The 22,901-nt window shown below is 66.9% G+C and carries 21 protein-coding genes; 13 read left to right on the top strand and 8 right to left on the bottom strand.

The features are described from left to right. Positions 1–184: 184 nt before the first annotated feature. A complete protein-coding gene (locus tag SL003B_RS16175) occupies positions 185–718 on the top strand; it encodes a response regulator (protein ID WP_013653936.1) in 534 nt (177 codons plus the stop codon). Positions 719–746: 28 nt separating this feature from the next. Here SL003B_RS16175 and SL003B_RS16170 read toward each other — a convergent pair whose 3' ends face one another. From SL003B_RS16170 to SL003B_RS16145, 6 genes are all read right to left on the bottom strand, one after another. Continuing rightward, positions 747–941 (bottom strand): hypothetical protein, encoded by a 195-nt coding sequence (locus SL003B_RS16170; RefSeq protein ID WP_041375592.1) that lies wholly within the window; start codon positions 939–941, stop codon positions 747–749. A 70-nt stretch (positions 942–1,011) separates the two neighbouring features. Continuing rightward, complete coding sequence (locus tag SL003B_RS16165; protein WP_013653935.1) at positions 1,012–1,608, bottom strand: TetR/AcrR family transcriptional regulator; 597 nt, start codon at positions 1,606–1,608, stop codon at positions 1,012–1,014. A gap of 253 nt (positions 1,609–1,861) precedes the next feature. Continuing rightward, positions 1,862–3,316, bottom strand: a complete 1,455-nt coding sequence (locus SL003B_RS16160; RefSeq protein WP_013653934.1) for a mannitol dehydrogenase family protein — start codon at positions 3,314–3,316, stop codon at positions 1,862–1,864. A gap of 8 nt (positions 3,317–3,324) precedes the next feature. Beyond that, positions 3,325–5,724 (bottom strand): glycoside hydrolase family 31 protein, encoded by a 2,400-nt coding sequence (locus SL003B_RS16155; protein ID WP_013653933.1) that lies wholly within the window; start codon positions 5,722–5,724, stop codon positions 3,325–3,327. Positions 5,725–5,747: 23 nt separating this feature from the next. After that, positions 5,748–7,049, bottom strand: a complete 1,302-nt coding sequence (locus tag SL003B_RS16150) for a TRAP transporter large permease (protein WP_013653932.1) — start codon at positions 7,047–7,049, stop codon at positions 5,748–5,750. 11 nt (positions 7,050–7,060) lie between these two features. Continuing rightward, positions 7,061–7,585, bottom strand: coding sequence for a TRAP transporter small permease (locus tag SL003B_RS16145; RefSeq protein WP_013653931.1), 525 nt, complete (start codon positions 7,583–7,585; stop codon positions 7,061–7,063). Positions 7,586–8,027: 442 nt separating this feature from the next. Between SL003B_RS16145 and SL003B_RS16140 the strand changes: the two genes are divergently transcribed. The 10 genes from SL003B_RS16140 to SL003B_RS16095 all read left to right on the top strand — a co-directional run bounded on the left by SL003B_RS16140 (position 8,028) and on the right by SL003B_RS16095 (position 19,180). Next, the gene (locus SL003B_RS16140; protein ID WP_242390260.1) at positions 8,028–9,008 is read left to right on the top strand and encodes a TRAP transporter substrate-binding protein; all 981 of its coding nucleotides are present in this window, start codon (positions 8,028–8,030) and stop codon (positions 9,006–9,008) included. Positions 9,009–9,078: 70 nt separating this feature from the next. Next, a complete protein-coding gene (locus SL003B_RS16135) occupies positions 9,079–10,896 on the top strand; it encodes a glycoside hydrolase family 2 protein (RefSeq protein WP_013653929.1) in 1,818 nt (605 codons plus the stop codon). Next, on the top strand, positions 10,893–11,642 hold the full coding sequence (locus SL003B_RS16130; RefSeq protein ID WP_013653928.1) for an FCD domain-containing protein: 750 nt from the start codon (positions 10,893–10,895) through the stop codon (positions 11,640–11,642). The genes SL003B_RS16135 and SL003B_RS16130 overlap by 4 nt, the downstream gene beginning before the upstream one ends. Before the next feature lie 46 nt (positions 11,643–11,688). Further along, positions 11,689–12,849: a mannonate dehydratase gene (gene uxuA / locus SL003B_RS16125; protein WP_013653927.1), complete on the top strand. Its 1,161-nt coding sequence runs from the start codon at positions 11,689–11,691 to the stop codon at positions 12,847–12,849. Positions 12,850–13,116: 267 nt separating this feature from the next. Continuing rightward, entirely contained in the window at positions 13,117–14,271 is a 1,155-nt protein-coding gene (locus tag SL003B_RS16120) for an ABC transporter ATP-binding protein (protein ID WP_041375591.1), read from the top strand. Between the two features lie 65 nt (positions 14,272–14,336). Continuing rightward, on the top strand, positions 14,337–15,473 hold the full coding sequence (locus SL003B_RS16115) for an ABC transporter substrate-binding protein (protein WP_206771937.1): 1,137 nt from the start codon (positions 14,337–14,339) through the stop codon (positions 15,471–15,473). An 82-nt stretch (positions 15,474–15,555) separates the two neighbouring features. Then, positions 15,556–16,377: an ABC transporter permease gene (locus tag SL003B_RS16110; protein ID WP_013653924.1), complete on the top strand. Its 822-nt coding sequence runs from the start codon at positions 15,556–15,558 to the stop codon at positions 16,375–16,377. Next, on the top strand, positions 16,377–17,222 hold the full coding sequence (locus SL003B_RS16105) for an ABC transporter permease (protein WP_013653923.1): 846 nt from the start codon (positions 16,377–16,379) through the stop codon (positions 17,220–17,222). Before SL003B_RS16110 ends, SL003B_RS16105 begins: the two co-directional genes overlap by 1 nt. Positions 17,223–17,252: 30 nt before the next feature. Further along, positions 17,253–18,278 carry a LacI family DNA-binding transcriptional regulator gene (locus tag SL003B_RS16100; protein ID WP_013653922.1) on the top strand — a complete coding sequence of 342 codons (1,026 nt, stop codon included), beginning with the start codon at positions 17,253–17,255 and terminating at the stop codon, positions 18,276–18,278. A 23-nt stretch (positions 18,279–18,301) separates the two neighbouring features. After that, the gene (locus SL003B_RS16095; protein ID WP_013653921.1) at positions 18,302–19,180 is read left to right on the top strand and encodes an inositol monophosphatase family protein; all 879 of its coding nucleotides are present in this window, start codon (positions 18,302–18,304) and stop codon (positions 19,178–19,180) included. Here the strand turns inward: SL003B_RS16095 and SL003B_RS16090 are convergent. Then, positions 19,153–19,884: an SDR family NAD(P)-dependent oxidoreductase gene (locus SL003B_RS16090; RefSeq protein WP_013653920.1), complete on the bottom strand. Its 732-nt coding sequence runs from the start codon at positions 19,882–19,884 to the stop codon at positions 19,153–19,155. The two genes, SL003B_RS16095 and SL003B_RS16090, sit on opposite strands and share 28 nt — an antisense overlap. A 68-nt stretch (positions 19,885–19,952) precedes the next feature. Then, entirely contained in the window at positions 19,953–20,846 is an 894-nt protein-coding gene (locus SL003B_RS16085) for a dioxygenase family protein (RefSeq protein WP_013653919.1), read from the bottom strand. A gap of 229 nt (positions 20,847–21,075) precedes the next feature. On the opposite strand from SL003B_RS16085, the gene SL003B_RS16080 reads away from it, so the two are divergent. Then, positions 21,076–21,750, top strand: a complete 675-nt coding sequence (locus SL003B_RS16080; protein ID WP_013653918.1) for a GntR family transcriptional regulator — start codon at positions 21,076–21,078, stop codon at positions 21,748–21,750. A gap of 129 nt (positions 21,751–21,879) precedes the next feature. Further along, a complete protein-coding gene (locus SL003B_RS16075; protein ID WP_013653917.1) occupies positions 21,880–22,881 on the top strand; it encodes a sialic acid TRAP transporter substrate-binding protein SiaP in 1,002 nt (333 codons plus the stop codon). Positions 22,882–22,901: the final 20 nt, after the last annotated feature.

The raw sequence follows: 22,901 nt of genomic DNA, 5'->3' as shown, positions 1-22,901 counted from the left end.
AGGCGCCAAGTTTGAAGGGCCCGTTAAGGCGTTGTCCCGCAAACCGTTAATCGGCTGCAACCTTGCCGGAGGGTGACAAGTAGGCTCGTGCATTTAGCTCAAATCCGACTTGCGCGGTTCCCGGCCACTAACGCTCTTTTCAGATTTTCCGGGTTAGGCTGTGCGTCACGAACGGAGGTCGCCGGTGAGCCTGGATCTTGCCTCGCTGACATTTCTGCTGGTTGAGGACAGCGCCTACATGCGGACCATCCTGCGCACCATGCTGCAGGGCTTCGGCGCGCGCCGGATCGTGGAGGCAGAGGACGGCGCCTCCGGCCTGGAGGCGATGGACCGCGCCAATCCGGACATCTTGATCCTCGACTGGGTGATGCCGATCCTCGACGGCGCCGACATGGTGCGCATGATCCGCACGCCGAACAACCCGTTCGCCTACATTCCGATCATCATGGTCACCGGCCACACCGAACGCAGCCGCATCATCGAGGCGCGCCGGCTCGGCGTGCACGAACTGCTGTCGAAGCCGATCTCCGCCAAGGCGCTCTACCAGCGTGTCTCCAGCGTGATCCTGCACCCGCGCGATTTCGTCAAGACCTCAAGCTATTTCGGTCCCGCGCCGCGCGAGATCCGCAACCGCCAGAAGATCTGGCAGGGCGGAGCGACCCGCCCGCCGGAGCGCGAGGAGGCGGCTGAGCAAGGCCAGACGCTGTCGATCGGCTGAGGGCCCCTCCGCCGCTTGCACCGTCCGCTCAGGCGGCGACCGCTGCCGGGGTCGCGGCCGTGCGGTGTTCCAGCATTCGGGCGAACTCGCCGAGCAGGTCGAGATCCACGACGAAATGGTCGAGCAGGACCTGTACCAGCTGGTCGACGGGCAGGTCCGTGTAGCCCTCCACCGCGTCGAAGAAGTCGTCGAGCCTGTCCAGGCGCCGCCGGAGATCGGTCATCGCTGAACTCCTGTTCTGCCGATGCGTCATGCTCGGCCGAACAGGGTTAATTTTCCCTAAAACCGCGCGCTCAGCGGACGGCCTTGACGCCTTCGAGGACGAGGGTTGCGGCGATGTCGGCGTAGTCCTCGCGCGAGATGGGTCCGTCGGGCCGGAACCACATGTAGACCCAGTTGAGCATGCCGAGCAGGCTCATGGTGACCGGGCGCAGCAGCGGGCGGTCGCGGTTGAGGTCGGGGTTGACGGCGAGGAGGGCGTCGGAATAGCGGCGCACGATGCGCCGCTCGATGGCCTTGATCGCCTCTGCCTTGTCGGCGGGCAGGGCGGGCACGCCGGCGAGCTGGACCTTGTGCTTGTCGTTGGCGTCGCGATAGGCCTCGAGCGTTCGGCGCACCAGGGCGCGCAGGCGCTGGTCGGGGGCGAGGTCGGGCGCGTCGGCCTCTGCGATCGCCTCGTCGAGCTCCGACAGGTGGGCGTGGATGATGTCGAAGACCAGGGCTTCCTTGCTGGCGTAATAGTGGTAGAGCAGCGCCTTGGACACGCCGCAGGCGCGCGCGACCTCCGACATGGCGGCGCGGTCGATGCCCTTTGCGGCGAACAGCGCCGCCGAGCGGTTGAGGATGGCGTTGCGTTTGTCGTCGTAGTCGGCAGCGCGGGTGCGGGCCATGGCGAGCCTTCGTCCTTGGGGCGGGTGGCGGTCCCGTCGGGGCCGGGCGGAGAGGATCCCCCCGCCGGCCCGGGCATCGGCGTCGGCCCCGCTGCGATCCGGGGGGCGGGCCGGGCATGGCCTTGGGGAACGCCCGCGAATCGGGCGGATGAACGGCAAGTATAGGCGGCGCGCGCGCTCAGACCACTCGCGCGGCAGGCCACTCGCGCGGCAGACCACTCGCGCGGCAGGCCAGGCGCGCGCCAGCTGGCGCTCAGTCGCCGAGCGCGGCCAGGCTGGCGCGCACGCCGTCGCGGCGCAGGCTGAGGTAGGCCGCCTCGACGGGGCTGCGGAACGCCGCATCTCCGGCGATGTCCGGCGCGAAGACGCTGTCGAGCTTCAGCATCGCCGCGACATGGGCGCTGCCGTCCGCCGTCGTCGCGGCGATGGCGCGGATCGGCTCGGCGAGCGGGTCGCTTAGCGGCAGCTCTGCGCCGGTCTCGTCGTGGCCGCGGCAATAGGCCATCCAGGCGGCGATGCCGAGGGCGAGTCGCGGCCAGGGCGTGCCCTGGCGCAGGTGGTGGCGCACCGAGGCGAGCATGCGCTGGGGCAGCTTCTGGCTGCCGTCGGTGGCGATCTGGCGCGTGCGGTGCTTCAGTCGGCTGTTGGCGAAGCGCTTCAGCAGGGCGGCGGCATAGGCCTCCAGATCGATGCCGTCCGGCATCGACAGGGTCGGCGCCTGCTCCTTCAGCATCAGGCCTCGCGCGGCGGCGCGGAAGGCCGGGTCGGCGACGCAGTCGGCGATCGTCTCGACGCCGGCGAGCGCGCCGAGATAGGCGAGGAACGAGTGGCTGCCGTTGAGCATCCTGAGCTTCATGTCCTCGAAAGGGCGCACGTCGGCGACGAACTCGGCGCCGGCCAGCGCGAAGTCCGGCCGTCCGGCGACGAAATGATCCTCGATCACCCATTGCCGGAACGGCTCGCAGACGATGCCGGTCGCGTCGTCGGCGCCGATGGCGCGCAGCAGCGCTTGCGCGTCGGCATCGAGCGCCGGCACGATCCGGTCGACCATGGTGCAGGGGAAGGTGACGTGGGCGTCGATCCACTCGGCCAGGGCGGGATCGCGGCGCCGTGCGTAGTCCGTGACGACGGCCCGGCAGACAGTGCCGTTGTCCGGCAGGTTGTCGCACGAAAGCACGGTCACGCCACCGAGCCCGGCCGCCCGGCGTCGGCGCAGGCCCTCGACCAGCACGCCGATCGTCGTCGCCGGGACCTCCGGCGTCGCGAGGTCCTGGCGGATGCCGGCGTGCTCGGCGTCGAGCCGGCCGGCACGCGAGCAGTAGCCCTTCTCGGTGACCGTCAGCGAGACGATGGCCAGCGCCGGATGCTCGAAATGGCCGAGCAGCGCGTCGATGCCGTCGCGCGCCGGGTGGCGGGTGCCGACCAGGGCCTGGATCATGCGCGCCTCGATGCCCTCGTCGTCCGCGGCCGCGACCGTATAGACGCGGCCGGCGGCGTCGAGCGCGTCGAGGTCGTCGGCGCCCGACTGCAGGCGCACGGCGACCATGCCCCAGTCGCCGCCTGCGGCGTCCAGCGTCTCGTCCAGGTAGGCGGCGAGAAAGGCGCGCGCGAAGGCGCCGAAGCCGATGTGCAGGACGCGCGGCTGCAGCGCCGAGCGGTCGTAGCCGGGCGTGGTCGTGGTCAGCGGGGGAAGGTCGGGTCGGGCCATGCGCGGTCTCAGGCGGGTCGGTACGCAACGGTTGCGCCGGAAGCCGCCGGCCGGCCGTTGACGGTCAGCGGGCGGCGCTCGCCGGCGGGCAGCGTCACGACGACGCTGTCAAAGCAAGGTCGGTAGCAGCCTTCCAGCCGCCAGTCCAGCGCCAGCGCATCCGCATCGCTTCGAAGCGAGAAACGGGTCAGGCAGTGGCGGCTTTCGAGTGCGTCGGCGCTGATGCCGTCGTCGGCGTATTCGAGCGCGTCGACCTCGGCCCGGCCGGATGCGGGATAGACGGCGAGCGTGCGTCGGCTGTCGCGGGCCGCATCGGCGCGGCTCAGTCCGTCGGCCAGCGGCAACACCGTCCCGGCGCGCACGAACAGCGGCATGGAGGCGAGCGTCACCGGCACCGTCATGTCCTGCCCGCCGGCGTGCCAGGTCCCAGTCCAGAAGTCCCACCAGCCGGTGGCGTTGTCGGGCAGGTAGACGCGCCGCACCCTCGCCCCCGGCTCGACCACGCTGGCGACCAGCAGGTCGCGGCCGATGAGAAAATCGTCGGTTTCGGCGAAGCAGCGCGGGTCGTGCTCGTGGTCGAGGAAGGTCGGCCGCAGCATCGGCTCCGCCTCGGCCACGGCCCGGTACAGCGTCGTGTAGAGATAGGGCAGCAGCCGGTAGCGCAGCGTGATCGCCGCGCGCACCAGCGGGGTTGCCTCGGGATACATCCACGGCTCGTTGACCGTGCCGTCGTCGTTCCAGGAATGGATCGTGAAGCGGGGATGAAAGATGCCGTTCTGCACCCAGCGCACGAACAGTTCCGGATCGGGTCGCGGCCCGGCGAAACCGCCGACGTCGTGGCCGATGTTGTAGAGGCCCGACAGCGACATGCCGAGGCCCATGCGGATGTTGTAGCGTAGGGTCTCCCAGGAAGTGCGGTTGTCGCCCGACCAGGTCTGCGCGTAGCGCTGCAGGCCCGGCGCGCCGGAGCGCGAGATCAGGTAGGGGCGCCTGTCCGGCGCGTGCGCGACCTGCGCCTCGTGGCTGGCGCGCGTCATCAGCACCGGCATCAGCGGCCGGATCAGGCCGATCTCGGTTTCCTCGCCGAAGCCGTGGCAGCGCGCGCTGCCGTCCCAGACCTCGAACTCGTTGTTGTCGTTCCAGGTCGAGCCGATGCCGTGCGCGAGCAGCTTGCCGGCGATGTTGTCCTGCCACCAGCGGATCGTGTCCGGATTGGTGAAGTCGAGGTTGGACCCCTCATCGTCCCAGAACGGCGAGCGGGCCGGCGCCGCCTCCTCGCTATCGCGGACGAACAGGCCGCGCTCGGCCGCTTCGCCGTACATCGGATGGTCCTGCAGCAGGCAGGGCTTGATGTTGGCGGCCAGATGGATGCCGGCCTCGGCGAAGATCCGCGCCATGGCCGATGGGTCCGGCACCTTGTCGCGGTTCCAGGTGAACACGTAGCGCTTGGCGCCGATGGACGAATAGCCGGAGGACAGCTGGAAGCTGTCGCAGGGAATGTCGTGCTCGGCGACGAGGCGCACGAAGCCCTCCAGCTGCGCCTGCGCGTCGGGCGCGTCCGTGTAGTGCATGGTCGAGCCGGAATAGCCGAGGCTCCACAGTGGCGGAAAGGCGGTGCCGCCGGTCAGCCGGACATGGCTCCTGACCACGTCGCGCAGCGACGGCGCCCAGCTCATGTAATAGTCGAGATCGCCGTCTTGCGCCCGGTAGGCGCGGTAGGGTTTGTGGTAGTTGTCGAGTTCGTTGCCGAGGTCGAACCAGCAGCCGGCGAGGTTGTCGTAGAACAGCCCGTAGCTGCCGGCGTCCGCGGTCCGCGTTGCCGTGAACGGGATGTGCTTGTAGAGCGGGTCGGTGCTGCGCGCGTCGTAGCCCATGGCGTCGAGGTTGCGCATTTCGAACCGTCGGCCCGAGCGCTCCAGCTCGCCGGCCTTCTCGCCGAGGCCATAGACGCGCTCGCCCGGCTGGCGCAGCAGGAAATGCGCATGCGCGTGATCCTTGACCCCGAGCATGTAGGCGCCGGTCGGACGGTCCTGCGCGAAGGCGCGCCAGCTGCCGTCCTCCTGCCGCGCCTGCCAGGTCAGCGTCAGCGGCGTTGTGACGGTCAGGCGCAGGCAGGCGGTGGTCAGCACCAGGCCGTCGCCGGTCTCCTCGACGGCGAAGGGCGGGCAGGCAAAGCCGGCGAGATCGAGCCGGCTGCGCCCCTGCCAGGGCACGTCCGTCGGCGCGCTGCCGCTCTGCGGCGCGACCGTCCAGGTGCGGTCGAGACGGAAGGCACCGTCCTTGCGCAGCAGCACCCGGATCAGGGCGTCGTCGAGGACGAACAGGGTCAGCAGGTGGCGGCCGTCGACACGCAGGTCGAGACCGGTCTCGAAGCGGTGTTCGAGGCGAAGGCTTTTCAGGGGTTTCATCGCAGTGTCCCGTTGCGGGTCGGTCAGTAGCCGAGGACGAGGCGCGGCAGCGTCAGGCTGAGCGCCGGGATGTAGGTGACGGCGAGGAGCAGCACGACCAGGACCGCGTAGAAGGGCAACAGCGGCCTGAGCACGTTGCCGATCGACACCTTGGCCACCGAGCAGCCGACAAACAGCGCCGAGCCGACCGGTGGTGTGCAGATGCCGATGGAGAGGTTGAAGGTCATCATCACGCCGAAGTGGACCGGATCCATGCCGAGGTCCTGCACGACGGGCAGGAAGATCGGCGTGAAGATCAGCAGCGCCGGCGTCATGTCCATGAAGGTGCCGACGACCAGCAGCGCGATGTTGATCACCAGGAACAGCACCAGCGGATTGTCCGAGACCGCCAGCAGCGCGTCGGAGATGGTGTAGGGGATGTCGGCGAAGGCCATGACCTTGGACATGGCGATGGAGCAGCCGATCATCAGCAGCACGATCGAGGTCGTCACCGCCGATTCCAGGATGATCGCCGGCAGGTCCTTCAGACCGATCTCGCGGTACCACACCAGCGCCAGGAACAGCGTGTAGACGACCGCCACCGCCGAGGCCTCGGTCGCGGTGAACACGCCGCCGATGATGCCGCCCATGACGACGACGATCAGGCCGAGCGGCAGCAGCGCGTCGGCGGTCTTGTGCACGACCTCGCGCCACGACGGCCGCGGCGACACCGGATAGCCGCGCTTCCTGGCGATGACCCCCGCGATGGCCATGATGCCGAGGCCCATCAGAAGGCCGGGGATGTAGCCGGCGACGAACAGGGCCGCGATCGACGTGCCGTTGGTGATCAGCGAATAGACGATGAAGGTGGTCGAGGGCGGGATGAGCAGCCCGGTCGGGCAGGAGGAGATGTTGACGGCGGCCGAATAGGCCGGGTCGTAGCCTTCCTTCTTCTGCATCGGCGCCATGACGCCGCCGACCGCGGCCGCGGAGGCGACCGCCGACCCCGAGATCGAGCCGAACATCATGTTGGCGAGCACGTTGCAGTGGGCGAGCGAGCCGGGCAGGCGGCCGCCGAGCACCTTGGCGAACTCGATCAGGCGCAGCGCGATGCCGCCGCGGTTCATGATGTTGCCGGCCAGGATGAAGAACGGGATGGCGAGCAGCGTGAAGCTGTCCAGTCCCGACGCCATCTGCTGCGCGGTGATGTAGACCGACTGGTCGAAGGTCATGAACAGCATGAAGGTCAGCACGGCGGCAATGCCGATGGCGAAGGCGATCGGCACGCCGATCACCATCAGCAGGCCGAAGACGCCGAACAGCGTGAGCGCGCTTTGCAGTTCCATGGTCGCGCTCCTCAGTCCTGTCTCGCGCCGGCCGGCGCCGGGGCGTCGGGGTCGGCGTTCGGATCCTCGCCCCTGGCAAGGAGGGCGATGTCGTGCAGGCAGTAGTAGAGGATCATGGCGCCGGAGAAGGGGATGGCGCCGTAGATGTATCCCATCGGCAGGCGCAGGGCCGGCGACACTTGGCCGGTCGCCAGCGTCTTGAGCACCAGCTGGCCGCCGCCGTAGACCATCACCACCGCGCCGAAGCCGGCGATCAGCACCAGCGTCGCCGCCGATAGCATCCGGGCGGTCGTGCCGCTGACCATCAGCGGCAGCACGTCGATGGCCAGGTGCCGGCGCTGGCCGAGGGTGTAGGCGGCGCCGATCAGGCCGACCCACATGAATAGGAAGCGCGCCATCTCGTCCGTCACCGTGCTCGGCGTGCCGAGGATGTAGCGCGACACCACCTGCCAGACGACGCAGGCGACCAGGACCGCGAAGGCGAGGGCGATGACCGCTCCCAGCAGCCGGTCGATACGGGCTTTCAGTCCATGCATGGCCTGGTCCTCCCTGCGGCTATGCCTGCCGGCGTTCGGGGCCGGTCATTGTGTCATCCGCAGCCGGAAACGTCTCCGTCCGCGGTGCGTCGGGTCTGCCCGCGCCGCCTCCGGCCCGCGTCCCTTTCTAGCACTTTCCCCGCACCAGTCCGGCAGCGCCCCGGCAGGAAGGTCGGATGCAGTCCGGACGGACTCCGGACTGACTCCGGTCATGGGTAGGACGGAAGTCGCAGGCGTTCAGCTTCCTCACATTGCCGATTTCCGCAAATTGGTCAACCAATTTTCAAAACTGGTTGACATATTGGCGGGATTGGCCAAGTCTTTCTCCTGGTTCCGACTGAAATTGATCGGCCAATCTGCCGTTCCGGCGCTTCGCAGCCGCTACGCGGCAGCAACCAGACGATCCGGCCGCCGGATCGATCATCCCAGGGAGGTATTCGAAATGCGCATGTCCACTCGCGCTGCCGCCATCGCCGGTGCTGCTCTGCTCGCCTTCGCGGCGTCAGCCGAAGCCAAGACGCTGAAGCTGAACCACAACAATCCGGAGGATCACCCGCTCCATAAGTCCATGGAATTCATGGCGGATCGGGTCAGGGAGCTGACCGGCGGCGACCTCAAGATCCGCGTCTACGCCAATGCGCAGCTCGGCTCCCAGCGCGAATCCATGGAGCTGATGCAGAACGGCTCGCTCGACATGGCCCGCTCCAACGCCAGCGAACTGGAGGCCTTCGAGGAGTCCTATTCGGCCCTCAACCTGCCGTTCATCTTCGCCAACGACGATCACTACTACCAGGTGCTCAGCGGCGAGATCGGCGACGACATCCTCAACGCCTCCCGCGACAAGGGCTTCCTCGGTCTCGCTTATTATGTCGAAGGTGCGCGCTCGTTCTACGCCAACAAGGAAATCCACTCCCCCGCGGATCTGAAGGGCATGAAAATCCGTGTCCAGCCAAGCCCTTCGGCGATCCGCATGGTCGAGCTCCTGGGCGCCAACCCGACGCCGATCGCCTGGGGCGAGCTCTACAGCGCGCTGCAGCAGGGCGTCGTGGACGGGGCGGAAAACAACCCGCTGGCACTGACCACCGCCCGCCATGGCGAGGTCTCAAAAGTCTATTCCAACAACGAGCACACCATGATCCCGTCGGTCGTGATGATCTCGACCCAGACCTGGGACGGTCTGCCGGAAGTCCAACAGAAGGCGCTCAAGCAGGCCGCCCGCGAATCGATGGATTTCCACCGCGACAACTGGAACCAGCAGGTCGCCGAAGGCATCGAACTGGCCAAGAAGGAACTCGGCGTCAAGTTCATTGAGGTCGAGAAGGGGCCCTTCGTCGAGGCAGTTCTGCCGATGCACGAGGAAGCTGCCGCCAAGTCCGAGCGCGTCGCCGATCTGATCAATCGGATCAAGGCTTTGGCCCAGTAATCCGTGTCGCGGTCCGGGATGTTCCGCCCCGGACCGCGACCCGACCGCAGCCGATCCCCGGAGATCCGTCTTGCTCGAACGTTCGACCCTCGCGGAGAATGCGCTCCAGGCCCTGCATGACGAGGACTACGACGTCCCCTTCAACACGCAGAGCCTCAACCATTCGACCATGATCTTCACCGGCGGTCGTCCCGCACGTAGCCTGGCCGGAGAGTGGAACTTCTGCGTCGACCTCCTCGACACGGGCCTGCGCCAGAAATGGTTCGCGATGCGGCCCGAGCCGGCCGAGGAACGGGTCGAGCCGTGGGACTACGACCCCTATCAGGGCGAAACCGTGCCGGTGCCGTCGTGCTGGCAGATGCTGAAGGAGAAATGGTATTTCTTCGAAGGCAGCGCCTGGTATACCCGTGCCCTCGACATGGAGGAAATCGCTGCCGATCGGCGCTATTTCCTGCGCGTCGGCGCCGCACAGTACGACTGCAAGGTGTTTCTCAACGGCGTCTTTCTCGGCAATCACTACGGCGGTTCGACGCCGTTCTGTGCGGAGCTGACCGGTCACCTCGAGCCGGGCCGCAACTGGCTGATGCTGGTCGTGAACAACACCCGCACCCTCGACCGGGTGCCGATGCGCAACACCGACTGGTTCAATTACGGCGGCATCTACCGCGAGGTCGAGCTGTTCGAGACGCCGGCGACGGTGATCCGCGACCTGTTCGTGCACCTGGTGCCGGACGGCAGCTATGCCCGTATCCGCGCCGAGGTGGCGGTCGACGGCGACGCCCGGGACGCCGTCCTGCGCCTGCCGGCTCTCGGCGTCGAGGCTGTCGTGCCGCTCGATGCCGACGGCCGTGGCGAGATCGTCATCGACGCGCAGCCCGACTTGTGGTCGCCGGAAACGCCCGTTCTCCATGACGTCGAACTGACGGCGGGCGGCGATCGCGTTGCCGATCGGGTCGGCTTCCGCCAGATAGAGCGGGTCGGCGACGAGATCCGCCTCAACGGCCGACCGCTGTTCCTGCGCGGCATTTCTGTTCATGAGGACGACCGCAAGGCCGGCAAGGTGACCGACGAGGCGGACCTTCGCCGGCGGTTTGCCCACGCGCGCGACCTGAACTGCAACTATCTGCGCCTTGCGCACTATCCTCACCACGAACTGGCCGCGAAACTCGCCGACGAACTTGGCTTTCTGCTGTGGGAGGAGATCCCGGTCTACTGGGCAATCGCCTTTGACAACCCGGCCACCTACCGGGATGCAGAGAACCAGCTGTGCGAGCTGATAAAGCGCGACCGCAACCGCGCCAGCGTCATCATCTGGTCGGTTGGCAACGAGAACCCGGATACGGACGCGCGGCTGTCGTTCATGCGCCGCCTGGTGGAGACGGCCAAGCGCCTCGACCCGACGCGGCTGACCTCGGCGGCGTGCCTCATCAACCACGCGCGCAACCGGATCGAAGATCGGCTGGCCGAGCATATCGACGTCATCGGCATCAACGAATATTACGGCTGGTACGAGGAGAATTTCGAGGATCTGGCCGAGATCGGCCGCAACTCGGATCCGGGCAAGCCGGTGGTGATCTCGGAAACCGGCGCCGACGGGGCGATCGGCGACGGCGGGCCGCGCCGAGGCCTGTTCAGCGAGGACTACATGACCAAGGTTTACGAGCGCCAGATCGAAACGCTGCGGCCGTTATCCTATGTCAAAGGCATGTCGCCGTGGATTCTCTACGATTTCCGGGTCGAGCGCCGCCAGAACGTGTTTCAGGGCGGCTTCAACCGAAAGGGGCTGATCGCCGCCGACAAGGCAACGAAAAAGACCGCCTTCGCTGTGCTGGCCAACTACTATGCCGAACGGCGGGACAGCGAAGGCGGCGGAGGGACCCAGACATGATCGAGGCAGGCGGCAAGCGCCGCTACGAGGAGGTTGCCGAAGCCCTCAAGCGGGATATGGTCGAGCACGGCTACCGCGTCGGCGACAGGCTGAAGACCGAACGGCAGATCTCGGAGGAGATGGGCGTCAGCCGCTCGCTCGTGCGCGAGGCCGTGATCATGCTCGAGATCGAAGGTTACGTCGACGTGCGCAAGGGCTCGGGCATCTATGTCTCCCGCTTGCCGTCCGGCGAGACTGCCGCACCGCGCGGCGATATCGGTCCGTTCGAACTGCTTCAGGCCCGCCAGTTGCTGGAAAGCAGCATCGCGGCGTTTGCTGCGACCATGGTCACCAAGTCCGACATCCTGCGTATGCGCGAGGCGCTGGAGATGGAGCGCAAGGCGATCGAGGAGGGGTCGGACGACTATTCCGGCGACGAACTGTTTCATCACCTGATCGCCGAGGCGACGCAGAACAGCGTGCTGGTCGACATGACCGACGAACTGTGGCGCAAGCGCGAGGAGAGCCCGATGTGGGCCCGCCTGCACAGCCGCATCTTCGATGCCGGTTATCGCGGCAAATGGCTCGACGATCACAAGGTCATCCTCAACGCCCTGCAATGCCGAGATCCTCGGGCCGCCCGCCAGGCCATGTGGCAGCACCTGGAAAACGTGCGGCAGACGCTGCTCGAACTCTCCGACGTGGATGATCCGGCCTTCGACGGCTACCTGTTCGACAGCGGTCCGGTCGCCGCCGTGGGAAGCTGAGCGCCAGCGGATCCACACGCATTTCCTCAACGAGGCAGGACAAGACATGCAGCAGACATGGCGCTGGTTCGGGCCGGCCGATCCGGTTTCGCTCGCCGACATCCGACAGGCCGGAGCGACCGGGGTCGTCACCGCCTTGCACGACCTCCCCAACGGAACCGTCTGGCCGATGGAGGCCATCGCGGCGCGCAAGGTCGAAATCGAAGCGGCCGGCCTGACCTGGTCGGTGGTCGAGAGCATCCCGGTGCACGAGGATATCAAGACCGGCGCGCCGGGGTGGGAACGCCATGCTCGGGCCTGGGCGGAGACGGTGCGCAACCTCGCCGCCTGCGGCATCACCCGCGTCTGCTACAATTTCATGCCGGTGATCGATTGGACCCGGACGGAGCTTGCCTACGAGCTTGCGGACGGCGCGCGGTGCCTGCGCTTCGATCATGTCCGCTACGCGGCCTTCGACCTGTTTGTCCTCGGCCGCGCCGGAGCCGGGGCCGACCATTCGCCGGAGACGGTCGCCGCCGCGCGGGTCGCATTCGAGGCGATGACGCCGACCGACATCGAAGCGCTGACGAAGACCATCATCGCGGGGCTGCCGGGCTCGGAGGAAAGCTATTCACTGGAGGGCTTCCGCCAGCGCCTTTCCGCCTATGAAGACCTTGATGCGCAGGCCCTGCGCCGCAACCTTGCAGCGTTCCTGACCATCGTCGTGCCGGTGGCGGAGGCTGCGGGAGCGCTTCTCGCGATCCATCCCGACGATCCGCCGCGGTCCCTGTTCGGCCTACCGCGCATCGTTTCGACGATCGACGACATGGCAGCGATCGCGGCGATGGTCGACAGTCCGGCCAACGGCTTCACCCTATGCACGGGGTCCTACGGCGTGCGTGCCGACAACGACATCGTTGCCATGATCGAGCGGTTCGGCGACCGGATCCACTTCCTGCATCTGCGGACGACGAAGCGGGAGGCCGACGGATTGAGCTTCCATGAGGCGGCCCATCTCGATGGCGATGTCGACATGGTCGCGGTGATCCGGGCGATCCATGCGCTGGAACGCCGACGCGGCTGCCTGCTGCCGATGCGTCCGGACCACGGTCACCAGATCCTCGACGACCTGCGCAAGTCTTCGACGCCCGGCTATCCGGCGATCGGCCGTCTGCGCGGACTCGCCGAATTGCGCGGGGTCGAACGGGCGGTGCAGGCTCTGACCTGACGCTGGACCGGCAAGCCGGGATCCGACCAGCATTCCCCCTCGCGTGACCTGACCGGCGCAGCCTGCCGGCAGCTTGCCTTGCCCTGCCTGAGGCCTGACGCCTGCATGCCGTGGGGTCGATCTCTGCTGGCCGCCTGGGCGCGACCTTTCCCCGTGTTTTTGTGATCGACCAAAAAGACCGACTTCGGTCCCGGTCTGTCATCGCCCTGTAAAACGGTGCCGCTACATCTGCGCCGGTCATTGCACAGCTGTGCAAAAACGAGTGGAATGGACGGACCAGTGTTTTTGAGCCTGACCGGGATCGACGTCGGCTATGGCCGCACCAGCGTTCTAAAGGGGATCGATCTGGCGATCGACAAGGGCGAGTTCGTCGCCCTCCTCGGCTCGTCCGGCTGCGGCAAGACGACCCTGCTGCGCACCATCGCCGGATTCGTCCGTCCGACCTGCGGCATGGTCGCCGTGGCCGGGCGCGACGTCACGCACGCCGCGCCCGACAAGCGCGGCATGGCCCTGGTGTTCCAGTCCTATGCGCTCTGGCCGCACATGACCGTTGAGCGCAACATCGGCTATGGCTTGAAGCTCAAGGGCTTGCCGCGGACCGAGGTCGTCCGCCGGGTGCGCGAGATGGAAGACCTGCTGGGATTGTCCGGCCTGTCGCAGCGCAAGCCGGACAACCTGTCCGGCGGCCAGCGCCAGCGCGTCGCCCTCGGTCGAGCGCTTGCCGTCAATCCGGAGATTCTGCTGCTCGACGAGCCTCTGTCGAATCTCGATGCCCGGATCCGCCTGAGCGTGCGCCACGAGATCCGTGCGCTGCAACAACGCCTCGGGATCACGGCCGTGCACGTCACCCATGACCGCGAGGAGGCCATGGTCATGGCCGACCGCATCGTCATTCTGGACGGTGGCCGGATCGTGCAGCAGGGCGCTCCCCAGGAGATTTTCAATCGGCCTGCGACGGCCTTCGTCGCCGCCTTCATGGGCGCGGAGAACGAGGTCCGCCTGACCGGTCGGATCGAGGGCGACGACTGGATCTGCGAGTCGGCCGCCCATTGCGGTGCGGCGCGCATGCGGCTGGGTGGTCGCCGGATCGGCGGCGGAACCGTCGCGGCGCGGTTTCGCGCCGAGGCGGCGCAACTTCTTGCTGCCGCCGATGCCCCGGAACCTGCCGACGACACGCTCGACCTGATCGGAACGGTCGCCAGCGTCAGCTATCCGGGCGGACACTGGCGTCATGCGGTGTGCGTCGCGGACGGCGAGGTCCAGGTCGACGCGCCGATCGCCCTTGCGCCCGGAACGCCTGTGCGCGTGCGCGTGCCTGGTCCCGCGGCCTTCCTGTTCGATACGGCGCCCGGCGGTCCCGCCGTGTCGCCCCGGAATTTCGGTCCGGCCACGCAGGCCGGTCCGAAAGCGTCAGGAGACTGACACCCCTCTGCTCCAACCGAGGATCAGACCCAGCGTCCGGAAACTCGGGCCAACCCCTGGAGACTATGATGAAAAAGACTGCCTTTGCCGCATTCGCGCTCGCCCTGGCCTCGGTGCCGGCGACCGCAGCCGAGCTGACGGTCATCACGGCCGGCGATCAGAACATGGTCGACTACGTCAACGAGTATCTCGGCCCGCTGTTCGAGGAACTGCATCCGGGAACTAAGGTCCGGGCTGTGGGCACCGGCCCGGGCGATGCCGGCTCGCAGAAGATCCTCGAGCGCTTCGAGGCGCAGGCCAAGGCCGGCGTCCAGACCTGGGACACCGACGTCGCCGTCGTGCACGAGAAGTTCGCCGGCCCGATGGTCAAGGAGGGCTACCTCGCCAACTATCGCGGCAGCATCGAGACCGGCGCCCTGGTCACCCGCGCCAACGCCAGGATGGCGCTCGGCACCGAGGTCGATGGCTACGTCATGCCGATGTTCAACTCGCAGACGGCGATCGCCTACAATCCGGCGCTCGTCCCCAACCCGCCCAGGAGCTACGAGGACCTGCGTGCCTGGGCGGCCGCCAATCCCAAACAGTTCGGCTACAACGGCATCAAGGGCGGCGCGTCCGGCGTCAGCTTCGTCATGGGCTGGATCTACGCCTTTGGCGACGGCGATGCCGACAAGCTGATGAACGGCCCGTTCGAGGAAGCGGAGACCAAGAAGTGGGACGCCGCCCTCGCCAGCCTGAAGGACTTCACCGCCAACGCCACGCTGACTCCGGGCAACGCCGGCACGCTCGACATGCTCGCCCGCGGCGAGATCGCCATGGGTCCGGTCTGGGTCGACATGTTCTACAGCTGGAAAGCGAACGGCCAGCTGCCGCCGGAACTGAAGCTGATACTGCCGGCCCCCGGCATGCCCGGACAGCCGATGCACTACGTCATCCCCGCCAAGGCGCCCAACAAGGAGCTGGCGGAGGCGTTCGTCGCTCTGGCAACGAGCCCGAAGGTCCAGGCCAAGGGCATCGTCGAGAAGTTCAACTGGTATCCGGGCATCGATGCCGCGCATGTCCAGGCCGAACTCGACCCGGCGACCTGGGACAAGCTGTTCGTCGAGATCACCCCGGAGGATCTGGCCACCAAGGGCAAGCCGTTCCCGGTCGCGCCCTACAACAGCGCCATCCTGGAAGCCTATGAGCGCACGGTGAACTGAGTCGCCGCATCCACGCCGCCGGCCCCGCCCCGATCCGGGACGGGGCCGGCTCGTCCGTCTCCCGCCAGTGCAGTCGCCCGTCATGACCCAGCGTCTGTTTGCCCTTGCCCTCGTCCTGCCGGCCCTTGCCGTGATCGTGATGCTGTTCATCCTGCCGCTGATGGCTTCGGTGGTCGGCGCCTTCGAGACCACTCAGGGCCATTCGCTGGCAAATTTCGGCAAGGCCTTCGAACTCTATTGGGGCGACGCGCTCTACACGGTCTTCATCGTCTCCCTGTCGACCGTCCTGATCGGCCTCGCCGCCATCGCCGTTGCCGGCTATCTGACCCTCGGCGAGAACCCGCGTGCAGTCGCGATCCTGCGCTGGCTCTACCGCTGGCCGCTGTTCGTGCCGTTCATCGTCGTCGGCCAGATCATGCGGACCTTCCTCGCCAAGAACGGCCTGATGAACAACGCCCTGGCCGCCGCGGGCGTGCTCGACCCGCTGCATGCCGTTAGCTTCCTCGACTGGCGCGGCATCGTCATTTCCTTCGTCTGGAAGCAGACGCCCTTCGTCGCTCTGCTCCTGGCTGGCGCCATGGCGTCGGTCGACCGGGGCACGCTCGAGGCCGCGCGTAACCTCGGCGCCTCGCGCCTGCGCATCCTGGCCGAGATCCTGGTTCCGCAGGTCGGCAAGACGCTGATGGTCGCCCTGGTGCTCAGCTTCGTGACCATGATGTCGGTGCTCTCCGTACCGCTGATGGTCAGCGCCCAGTCGCCGACCATGCTCACGGCCGACATCGCCTTCCGCATCAACGCCTATCGCGACTACGGCGTCGCCAACGCACTCGGCCTCATCTCGCTGGCGATCACTTCTTGCGTCGCCTGGCTCTACCTGCGCCACAGCCTGAAGGAGCACGCCTGATGGACAAGGTCCTGCCGTTGCCGCGCCTTTCGCCGCATGTTGCGGATAAGCTTTGGTGGCTGCCGCGCGGCATCCTGCTCGGCCTGCTCGCGTTTGCAATCTTCGGTCCGCTGACCAACCTGCTGCTTTGGACCGTGGCAGAGAAGTGGTACTTCCCCCACACCCTGCCGCTCGAATACGGCTTCGGTTCCTGGCAGCGGGTGTTCTCGCCGCGCGGCAACGCGGTGGACTCGCTGACCAACTCGGTCGTCATCGCCGCGCTCACCGTCTGCGTCGCCCTGGCATTGGCGATTCCGGCCGGCTATGCGCTCGCCCGTCTCAGGCTGCCGCTGCGCGGGCTGATCCTGCTCGCCTTCCTGATTCCGCAGGCGTTTCCAAACCTGCCGGTCTACGTCAACGTTGCCCGCGCCTTCTACGAACTGGGCCTCAACGGAACGGTGCCCGGCGTCGTCCTGGTGCATGTCACCCACGGACTGGTCTATGCCGTGTGGATCGCGACGGCCGCCTTCTCGGCAGTCGACGCCGAACTCGAACAGGCGGCCCGCTCCATGGGCGCCGGGCCGTTCCGGGCCTTCTTCGACATTACGCTGCCGCTGGCCATGCCCGGACTGATGGCCAGTGCCATCTTCGTCTTCCTGGAAAGTCTCGACGAGTTCACGGCGAGCTATTTCGTCGGCGCGCCCGACGTCAATCTGCTGCCGTTGCTGCTCTACACCGCCGGTGCGGGCGGCAACTATCAGGTCGCCTCGATCACCGCGCTGTTGCTGCTCATACCCTCCATCGGGTTTATGCTTGTGGTCGAGCGATTCCTGAAAGCCGACGTGCTCGCCCGTGTCGGCCATTGAGATGCAGATGGACCGCCGGCGCCGCACAGCATGACCAAGCATTCCAAGCCCGGATTTGTCAGCGCCCTGCAGGTTGCCGAGCGGGCAGGGGTCTCCCGTTCGGCCGTGTCGCGCACCTTTACCCCCGGCGCGAGCGTTTCGGCAGAAACCCGCCGCAAGGTCCTGCGCGCGGCCGAGGAACTCGGTTACGAGGTCAATGACCTGGCGCGCGGGCTGCTCGCCAACCAGAGCCGCCTGGTTGGTCTGGTGGTGACCAACCCCGAGGAGGGTTTCCGTGCCTTCCTCGTCGCAGCGCTTGCCCGGGCCTTGATCGCCCGCGGCAGTGTGCCGGTGCTCATCAACACCGGTCGAACGCCCGAAGACTTGCTTGCGGCGCAGAAGGTGCTGCTGCGCCACCGTGCCGAGGCGACCGTCATCCTGTCGGGCACGCCGCCGACCGAATTCGCCCAGCTTGCCCGGCGCAATGGCCAGCCCCTGGTCGTTATCGGCCGCTCCGAGCCCGACGCCGACCATGTCCGCGCCGGTAACTCGGAGGCGTCCCGGCGCATCGCGCGGCTGTTAGTCGAAAGCGGCCGGACTGTGCTCGGCATGGTCGGGTCGCGCAGCGGCACGCCAAGCGTCGTCGAGCGCGAGGCCTCGTTCACGGAGGAGGCCGAGCGCCTTGGCGCGACCGTCATCACCGCGCGCGGCTGCGATTCCGTCTACGAGGGAGGCCGGGAGGCCGCCCGCACGCTTCTGCGGAGCCAGCGGCGTCCGGAAGCGGTCTTCTGCGTCAACGACCCGATGGCCTTCGGCGTTCTCGACGTGCTGCGCCACGAGGCCGGCCTGCGTGTGCCCGAGGATGTTGCCGTGGTCGGCTTCGACAACGTGCCCGAGGCCGGCTGGGCTTCCTTCGACCTGACCACCTTCTGGCAGGATCCGGAGGCGATCGCTGCCGCGGCGGTCAGCCTGATCGAAGCGCGCCAGCACGATCCGCAGCGTCCGCTTCAGCGCCTGCGCGTCGTCCCCGAACTTGTCATCCGCGGCAGCTTCGTCCCGCGGGGCGCGCCGCGTTGATCCCCTCCAGCCGAAAGCCCGACATGCCTCTTGATCTTGACAGCAATGCCCGCCATGCCCTTGCACAGACTGTGATCCGCCAGGCGGGCGATCTTGCCGTCGGCTATTTTGCCCACCTCGACACGCTTGTGTGCGAGACCAAGCAGAACGGCCAGGATGTTGCCTCCGAGGCCGACCGGGCGGTCGAGGACCTGGTCCGCCAGGCGGTGTGTGCTGCGTTTCCGAATGACGGGTTTCTCGGCGAGGAGAAAGGCTTTGCGACAGGGACGAGCGGCTATGTGTGGATCGTCGACCCGATCGACGGAACGAGTTGCTTCCTGCATGGACTGAGGGACTGGTGCATCTCCCTCGCCCTCGTCAAGGACGGCTCCTGCGAATTGGGGATGGTCTGTCAGCCGTCGACCGGGGAGTTCTTTGCCGCCGTCGCAGGGCAGGGCGCCTTTCTCAATGGTGCGCCGATCGGCGTCGATAGGGCCGCGCGCATCGATGCGGCGCTTCTGGGGATGGGAGCGAATTTCCGCATTCCCGTCGTCCAGGTGACGGCTTTCGTGGCGGAACTCCTCGGTGCCGGCGGCATGTTCATCCGCAGCGGATCGGGCGCGCTTATGCTCGCCCATGTCGCCTGCGGCCGACTTGCCGGCTATTACGAGCCGCATATCAACGTCTGGGACTGCATGGCCGGCCTGCTGTTGATCCGCGAGGCAGGCGGCTGGACCGCGGACTACCCGGGCGAGGAGGGCTGGCTCGACGGCGGCCCGGTGATCGCCTGCGCGCCGCAGTTGCGCGATGCGCTGACCCGCCTGGTCGAGCGCAGCCTCGAACGCGCGAAAACGCTTGGATCCGACCAGGGGCAAGCGAGGGGAGACATCGACACTTACCAGGGCACAGGGGCGCCAGCGTAGTCGTAGAAGCCTCCCGAACACTCCGGCATGAGTCCGGAGACGGTCCTAAGAAGGTCCGACGCCGCCTCGGTCGGCGGCCGGACGACAAGACCGCTCTTGGTAAAGGGAGCGGACAGCGAGCTTTCGACCGTGCCGGGATGCAGCGCGACGCAGATGGCCTGCGGACGCGTCCGCCGAAGTTCGATCGCGCAGGTGCGGACGATCTGGTTGAGCGCGGCCTTGGACGCGCGATAGCCGTGCCATCCGCCCAGGCGGTTGTCGGCGATGCTGCCGACGCGCGCGGACAGGGTCGCGAAGACGGACTTGCCGGTCGCCGGCAGGAGCGGCAGGAAATGCTTCATGAGCAGGGCCGGCCCGATCGCGTTGATGGCGAAGGTATGGGCCATGTGAACGGGGTCGATCTGACGCCAGCTCTTTTCCGGCAGGAAGGCCTCGTCGTGCAGGAAGCCGGTGGCGTCGACGACGAGGCGCAGCGGCAGGCCGAGATCGGCGACATGGCGGACCGCCGCAGCGATGGTGTCCTCGCGGATCAGGTCGAGGGGCGGATCGCTGCGGCGCGACAGGCCGACGACCTGGGCGAAGCATGCGTCCTGGTTCAGTTGGTCCGCCAGCGCGCCACCCAGGGCTCCGGAGGCGCCGACGACTACCGCCACCCCGCCCGGATCGAAGGACGCCGGTTCGGGGCAATCCGCTGCCGCTGTCATGTCCCGGCCTCCTCCTCGGAATTGGTCGCAGTCTCCTACGAGCGTCGAGGAATTCCGGTTCAGCGGCGTCAGCGGATCGGCGGCTGCGGCAGCGTGGCGACACCGGGTTCCATGACCAGCGTATGGTCCAGCGAATACCAAGGGCAAACGATCGCAGGGTCATCGGGATGCGGCTCGTCGTGGCGCGCGAAATGGCTGGTCGTTGCCCGGGTCACGCCGAATTGGACGTCGCTCTCGAGCCGCGGGTCGTCGTCAGCATAGATCTGGGTGATGAGGGTCTTGAACCCCTGCTTGAAGGCGAGACAGTGCACGTGCGCAGGCCGATAGGGATGCCGGTCCTGGGCGGCGAGGAGGCGGCCGACGACCCCGTCGGTCGGGATCGGATAGCCCGCCGGGCGAACCGAGCGGAACCGGATCCGTCCGTCGGGATCGGTGATGAACTTGCCGCGCAGGTTCATGTCGGCCTGCTCCGGATCCTGGTTTTCGTAAAGCCCCGTCGGGGACGAGTGCCAGATGTCGACCTCGGCACCGGCGACCGGCTGGCCAGCCCTGTCGACCAGGGTGAAGGTGACGAACATCGGATCGCCGGGCGTGCCGCTGCGCAGGATCGAGCCGCCGTCCTCGACGCGCGGCGAATTCAGGCGCCAGAACGGGCCGAGCAGGTTCTGGGTGGTTTCCGTGGTGCCGTCGTTGCCGTTGTTGAGCAGGCAGACGAGCGAGGAGACGCCGAGGGAACCGGCCATCAGCACGGCCTCGTTGTGCGTGTCGCTGGTCAGCTTGCCGATCTCATTGAGGATGGCGGTCGCCTTGCGGAATTCCTCTTCCGTCAGGCGGGCCTCGCGGATGAAGCTGTGCAGGTGCGTGACCAGCGACACCATGATTTCACGCAGGCGCGGGTCGCGGGTTTGGCGCATCACCTCCAGCACCGCTTCGGTGACCTGTTCCTGGCGCTCGATGATCATGGGTCGTTCTCCGGTTTGTCTGGTCCTGACCGGATGGCGCGGTCAATCGCCCCTCCGGCAGCAAGGTGGGGCGCGGCGTTGGCCTCCCCGGTGGGCGACGGCTTTCCGGGACGCGAACGGCTGACGGACCATTTCGCCTTAAATCCGAGTTTGAGATAGAATTTCCTATGAATGAGCGTTTGTCCTATATCTTTGGGATGTGTCAAGAAGCCGATACGCGGGAGATGAAATGATCGATGCAACGCACGGGGAGACGGTCGGCGACAATGCCTACCGCGCCATTCGCAACGATATCATTTTCGGGCGCCTCAAGCCCAGCGAACGCCTTCGGCTGGAGCCGCTACGCAAGCGCTACAACGTCAGCGTGACGACCCTGCGCGAGATCCTCAACCGCCTGACGTCGGACGGCTTCGTAATCGCCGAGGGACAGAAGGGCTTCGAGGTGGCGCCGGTCTCGGACGACGATCTCAAGGAGATCGCGGACCTCAGGATCCTGATCGAAAGCCATGCCCTGCGCCGGTCGTTCGAACAGGGCGATCTCGACTGGGAGGCACAGGTGGTTGCCGCTTATCACAAGCTGCATGTCCTCGAACGGCGGATGATGGCCGGCGAGACGGAGGCCCGGGAGGACTGGAAACGCTGCGACTGGGAGTTCCACCGCGCCCTGATCAGCGGCTGCGGATCGCGGTTCCTGCTCGACACCCACGGCGCCGTCTTCGACAAGTACCTGAGATATCAGATGCTGACCCTGACATTCCGCGGCGAAAAGGCGGCCCGGGAACACAAGCTGCTGCTCGACGCCGCCCTCACCCACGATGCGGAGACTGCGGCCGACGTGCTGCGCGAGCATATCCTCGGCGGCGTGGAGCACAGCCTGAAATATCGCGGCCGGGAGGCAATCTGACCATCAGTTGCGAGGTGGAACATAATATAAAATCAAAAATGTATGTTGAAATGGAAAGGGGGTTGTGCGACTAGAATGGTCAAGGTCCGGACTGCGGGAGGCGCCGGATCGTTGTCTGGGAGGAAGAACATGAACAAGCACGTCACGCGTCGCGGCCTTCTGGCCGCAGCCACAGCCCTTGCCGTCTCGATGGCCGCGCTCGGTTCCGGCGAGGCGCTCGCCGCCGACAAGGTCAAGCTCCGCCTGTCCTCGGTGAATTCGGAGACGGATCAGCGCGCCGTTGCGCTTCTGGAGAAGTTCGGCCCCGCCATTGCCGAGTTCGCCGAGTTCGAGCCGCACTGGAACGGCGCCCTGTTCAAGCAGGGCACGGAACTTGAGGCCATTGCCCGCGGCAATCTCGAGATGTCGATCGCCTCGGCGCAGGAGCTCGCGGTGTTCTTCCCCGAGTTCTCTATCTTCACGGCCGGTTATGTCCATCGCGACGCCGCGCACCAGGTGGCGGTGTTTAACAACGAGCTGATGGAGCCGTTCAAGAAGAAGGTCGAGGACGAACTCGGCGTGAAGCTGCTGACGGTCATGTATCTGGGTCGCCGCCAGGTGAACCTGCGCACCGACCAGGAGGTGAAGACGCCCGAGGACCTGGCCGGCGTGAAGCTGCGCATGCCCGGGACCGATGCCTGGCAGTTCCTCGGCAAGGCGCTCGGCGCGAGCCCGGTGCCGATGGCCTTCACCGAGGTCTACACCGCGCTGCAGACCGGCGCCGTCGATGGCCAGGACAACCCGTTGCCGACCGTGGTCGACGCCAAGTTCTACGAGGTCACCAAGCAGATCGTGCTGACCAGCCACCTGGTCGACCTCAACTATCTGGCGCTGTCCAAGAAGGTCTGGGAGTCGCTCACCCCCGATCAGCAGGCGACCCTGCAGAAGGCAGCCGACGAGGCAGCGGAATTCGGCCGCCAGAACCAGCTCAAGAAGGAAGAGGAACTCGTCAGCTTCCTGAAGGAGAAGGGCCTGCGGATCTACGAACCGGACCTCGGCGCCTTCCGCAGCCGCGTGCAGAAGATGTACCAGGACTCCGACTTCGCCAAGGATTGGCCGGCCGGACTGATCGACAAGATCAACGCTCTCTAGGACGGTTTCGGACGCGGGAG

This window comes from Polymorphum gilvum SL003B-26A1 (assembly GCF_000192745.1).
Lineage (GTDB): Bacteria > Pseudomonadota > Alphaproteobacteria > Rhizobiales > Stappiaceae > Polymorphum > Polymorphum gilvum.
The sequence above is the reverse complement of the archived record's forward strand: the minus strand, read 5'-3'. Positions and strand labels throughout refer to the sequence as shown.